A 4,570-nucleotide genomic window follows, 5' to 3' on the forward strand; every position below is an offset into this window, starting at 1 on the left:
TTGCTCCCGGTGTGTGCGTGCCGCGTGGCGCGCGGCCGACGAGCCCGACCACCTCGCGGCCGGCCGCCCGGCTCTCGCCCGGCCCGGCACCGCCGACAGGCCCCCGGCACGGCGCCGCCGATATCCTGCTCGTACCTTCGCTGAGTGATCGCGCCGTACGCCGGCTCGACGAAAGAGGCAGCCGATGTCCGAGCGAGAAGGCGGCAGGAGCGGCGGCCGCAGGTCCGTCTGGCGCCGCTCCCTCACCCCGCCACAGCCGCCCGCCGGGGAGGCGCCCGCGCCCTCCCCCGACGCCACGGCGGCCCCCGAGCCGCCGAGCGTCGTCCAGGCGGCGCTGTACCGGAACGGCGTCCGCGTCTCCTCCCCCGCCACGCTCGCCGAGACCTACCGCGAACTGCGCGAGCAGCCCTCCGGGATGGCGTGGATCGGCCTCGCCCGACCCACCGAGGCCGAACTGCACTCCCTGGCCGCCGAGTTCTCGCTGCACCCGCTCGCGGTCGAGGACGCCATGGAGGCGCACCAGCGGTCCAAGCTGGAGCGGTACGGCGACACCCTGTTCGTCGTTCTGCGCGCCGCCCGCTACCTCGACGCGCCGGAGGAGGTCGAGTTCGGCGAGCTGCACGTGTTCGTCGGACCGGACTTCGTCATCACCGTCCGGCACGGCGCGGCCCCCGACCTGTCGGCGGTCCGCCGCCGCATGGAGGACTCCCCCGAGCTGCTCAAGCTCGGCCCCGAGGCGGTGCTGTACGCGATCCTCGACGCGGTTGTCGACGGCTACGCGCCCGTCGTGGCCGGCGTCCAGAACGACATCGACGAGATCGAGACCGAGGTGTTCCGCGGCGATCCCGAGGTCTCCCGCCGCATCTACGAACTCTCCCGCGAGACGGTCGAGTTCCAGCGTGCCACCCGTCCCCTGGTCGGCATGCTGCACGGCCTCATGGCGGGCTTCGCCAAGTACGAGACGGACGAGGAACTCCAGCGCTACCTCCGCGACGTCGCCGACCACGTCACGCACGTCAGCGAACGCGTCGACAGCTTCCGCCAGGCCCTCACCGAGATCCTCACCGTCAACGCGACCCTCGTCACCCAGCAGCAGAACGCGGAGATGCGCGCCTTGGCGGAGGCGGGGTTCGAACAGAACGAGGAGGTCAAGAAGATCTCCTCCTGGGCGGCGATCCTGTTCGCCCCCACGCTGGTCGGGACGATCTACGGCATGAACTTCGCCCACATGCCGGAACTGCGCTGGGCGCTGGGCTATCCGTTCGCCATCGGGCTGATGGCGGTGGTCTGTACGGCGCTGTACGTGGTGTTCAAGCGCCGGGACTGGTTGTAGGGGCGCGGCCGGAATCGTTGCGCGTCCCACGCGGGTCCGGAATGGTCGTCCGCGCGCGGGGCGTTGCCGCTGTGAAGATCGAGACGTTCAAGGAGCTGAGATGACCGAGGCGTTGGTGCTGGGCGGCGGTGGCGTAGGCGGGATCGCGTGGATCACCGGGCTGCTGGCCGGGCTGGCCGATGCGGGGCAGGACGTCAGCGGGGCCGATCTGCTCGTGGGGACCTCGGCCGGGTCCGCCGTCGCGGCACAGCTGGGCAGCGGGCTGAGCCTGGAGGAGCTGTACGCCCGGCAGGTGGACCCCGCGTTGCAGTCCGAGGAGATCACGGCCGAGATGGACCTGGAGAAGTTCGCCGCGGAGATCGGCGCGGCGATGGGCTCGGGGGCCTCGGTGCCGGAGTTGCGGCGTGCGGTCGGGCGCGTCGCGCTGGAGACGCGAACGGTCGCGGAGTCGGAGCGGCGCGCCGTGATCGAGTCACGGCTGCCGTCCCACGGGTGGCCGGAGCGCGCGCTGAAAATCGTCGCGGTGGAGGCGGAGAGCGGTGAGCCCCGGGTCTTCGAGCGGGCTTCGGGCGTGCCGCTGGTCGACGCCGTCGCGGCGAGCTGCGCCGTGCCGGGCGTGTGGCCGCCGGTGACGATCGGCGGGCGCCGGTACGTCGACGGCGGGGTGCGCTCGATCGCGAACGTGGACCTCGCCGCCGGCGCGGACCGGGTGCTGGTGATCGTGCCGCTGGGTCCGGCCGAGCCGTTCCCGAGCGAGCAGCCGCTGGAGCGGTCCGTCGAGGAACTGCGCGCCCAGGGTGCGGAGGTGGTGGTGGTCGCGCCCGACGAGGCGTCGGTGGCGGCCATCGGAACCAACGCCCTGGATCCCGCCACCCGCCGCCCGGCCGCCGAGGCGGGCCGGGCGCAGGGGCGTGCGCTGACCCTGCGGTGGGGCCGGGGCTGAGCATCCCGACAGCCTGCTCAGGGCAGTTGGTCGCACACCGACGGCACCCAGGTCAGGCCCGGGGTCTGACCGAGGGTGTCGAGGGATGCCAGGAGGGCGTCCAGGTCGCGCGGGTGGGCCAGGTACTCGATCGTCGCCTCCGCGAACGCGTCGCGTACCGCGGGCGGCATCGCGTCGGAGGCGTCGAAGCAGTGCGCCGCCCGCTGGTCGAGGAGGGTCGCGGCGAGCGAGCGGTGCCAGGCGGGGCCGGCCGCCCCGGAGGCGGGCTGGGCCTTGGCGTCGACGGAGAAGCCGGACTCGGCGGTGCTCCAGGCTCGTTGGGTGGCCGCGGAGGCGAGGTGGCGGATCAGCTGCTTCGCCTGCGGGGTGGCGTGCACCAGGGCGACCAGGTCGCCGGAGACCTCCCAGGCGTCGGTCGCGGTGGCCCCGGGGATGAGCCGGGCGGAGGGCTCGTAGCGGCCGTCGACGCGCTTCCAGGCGTCCGACTGGGTGCGGATGAACGACGCCTGGTGCTCCAGCGTGCAGCCCCGCGGGTGCCCGGCGACCGGTCCGGACGCGTCCTGGTAGCCGGTCTTCAGCTCCCGCCGCAGCAGGGTCTGCGACGTCCCGGCGCCCATCAGGCGGCCCCAGGTCGTCCACGCCTGCTTCACCTGCGGGGACCGCCAGGGCAGGCGGCCGGCCGCCCACTTCTGGTAGGTGCGCGGGCCGTGCTGCTGAAGCAGGATGTCCTCGATCCAGTCCGTGCCGGGCCAGCCGCTGGTGGCCCCCGAGCCCATGCCGACGCACCACTGGTCCGGCTGGTCCCGGGCCTCCCGGAGTTGCTGCTCGCCGGTGCCGGCCGGGTACCAGACGATGCTCTTCAGGTCGGCCTTGAGCGGGAACCAGTACACGTGCCCGTCCGCCAGCGGGGTCACCCAGGAGGAGCCGAAGTCGTGGCGGGGCACGAGGCCGTCGAGCGGCTGGAGCTGCTTCTGGTGGGCGTAGTCGGCGAGTTCGCCGGGTCCGGTCAGCACCACCACGTCCGGCGGGGTGCCGGCCTCGACATCGGCGCCGAGCACCTGGCTCTCGGCCGAACTGCCCTGGTAGTCGACGTGGACGTGGTACTTGTGCTCGAAGGGCTCGATGACCGCCGTGCGGAAGTTGCGTTCGTCGTCGCCGGTCCAGTTGGCCAGCAGGGTGACGGTCGGCTCCTGTCCGAGGGCGCGGACGCCCAGCACGACGGCCGCCGCCAGCAGGGCCAGGCAGCTCGCCAGGACCGTCACGGTGCGGGTACGGCGCCGGCCGCGCGCGGCGGTGCGTGCGGCACCGCTTCCGTGGGCGCTCACCGCGGCCTGAACCGGTACTCGTCGATGTGCCGCCGCAGGCCCGTCTCGGCCAGTGCCATGAGCAGGACGCCTCCTATCAGAATCCATCCGGCCGCCGCCGCGCGGAAGCCGGTGTCCGCCAGGTACGAGGCGGTGTGCCGCCCCGCGTCGGGGATGGCGGGCCCGCTCAGCGGGCGGTCGAGCAGGTGCCGGGTGTCCGCCATCCCGGCGTGCGTCCACTGCGTGAACAGCAGCGTGACGGCGAGCCCGGCCGCCAGCAGGGCGCCGGCCGCGAGGAGTCCGCGGTTGTACCGGCGCCGGAAGCGGCGGCGCAGGAACAGCTGGGTCTCCAGCAGGGCGGCGGCCAGCACGAGGGCGAGCAGCAGGGTCAGGCTCCAGCCGAGCCACAGCGGCGGGCCGAAGGAGGTCTGCCGGTGCACGGCGGCGCGCTGCTGCCGCTGCAGAACCTTCAGCCGGGCCTGTATGCCGGAGCCCTCGTCCGTCAGGATGCTCGTCGCGTAGCTGAGGTACGCCTCGCGCAGCACGCTGCCCGCGGGCTCCTGCTGGGCCTGCCGGACCTCCACGGCGTAGACGGTGATCAGTCCGGCGACGGTCTGCAGGGCCTGCCGGCCCGCGGGTCCGCCGATGTCGTCCCCGGCGGCGGCCGCGAGGCTCTGCGCGGCGACGGAGATCTGCTTCTGGAAGTCGCTGGTCGGGGTCGCCGCTGCGGCGTCCTGCTCCGCCTGGCCGAGCGCGTACAGCGCGGTGTCGATGGACAGCACCGCGGGTGCGCTGGAGGTGCGCAACGGGTTGGCGTCGCCGTGCACGCCCTCGTACGACAGGAACAGGGACAGGGTCAGCAGGGCCGACAGGGCCAGCAGCGCGCGGTGACGGGCTCTCAGTTCCCGTGCTGTGGCGCTGACTTCGTCCGACGGCCGCAGTCCGATCGTCAGCGGGCGGGTCAGTGCGGCGAGGGCGCCGGACAGCGCG

4 protein-coding genes are annotated in these 4,570 nt (G+C 73.6%); 2 read left to right on the forward strand and 2 right to left on the reverse strand.

Going from position 1 to position 4,570, the window contains the following annotated elements; genetic code table 11:
• Positions 1-184 precede the first annotated feature (184 nt).
• Together ACLU3S_RS35955 and ACLU3S_RS35960 are read left to right on the forward strand one after the other, a co-directional pair.
• Positions 185-1,333, forward strand: a complete 1,149-nt coding sequence (locus tag ACLU3S_RS35955) for a magnesium and cobalt transport protein CorA (protein WP_413956175.1) — start codon at positions 185-187, stop codon at positions 1,331-1,333.
• Positions 1,334-1,433: 100 nt separating this feature from the next.
• Positions 1,434-2,276: a patatin-like phospholipase family protein gene (locus tag ACLU3S_RS35960; protein WP_413956176.1), complete on the forward strand. Its 843-nt coding sequence runs from the start codon at positions 1,434-1,436 to the stop codon at positions 2,274-2,276.
• 17 nt (positions 2,277-2,293) lie between these two features.
• Here the strand turns inward: ACLU3S_RS35960 and ACLU3S_RS35965 are convergent, their stop codons facing one another.
• Entirely contained in the window at positions 2,294-3,601 is a 1,308-nt protein-coding gene (locus ACLU3S_RS35965) for an extracellular solute-binding protein (RefSeq protein ID WP_413956177.1), read from the reverse strand.
• Positions 3,598-4,570 (reverse strand): hypothetical protein (locus tag ACLU3S_RS35970; RefSeq protein WP_413956178.1); only part of this gene is annotated, 973 nt, incomplete at its 5' end. The genes ACLU3S_RS35970 and ACLU3S_RS35965, both read right to left, overlap by 4 nt.

Source organism: Streptomyces sp. AF1A (assembly GCF_047340315.1).
Lineage (GTDB): Bacteria > Actinomycetota > Actinomycetes > Streptomycetales > Streptomycetaceae > Streptomyces.

Coding starts and splice junctions, on each gene's coding strand:
- ACLU3S_RS35960 (WP_413956176.1), top strand. CDS start 1,434: ATGACCGAGGCGTTGGTGCTGGGCGGCGGTGGCGTAGGCGGGATCGCG.
- ACLU3S_RS35955 (WP_413956175.1), top strand. CDS start 185: ATGTCCGAGCGAGAAGGCGGCAGGAGCGGCGGCCGCAGGTCCGTCTGG.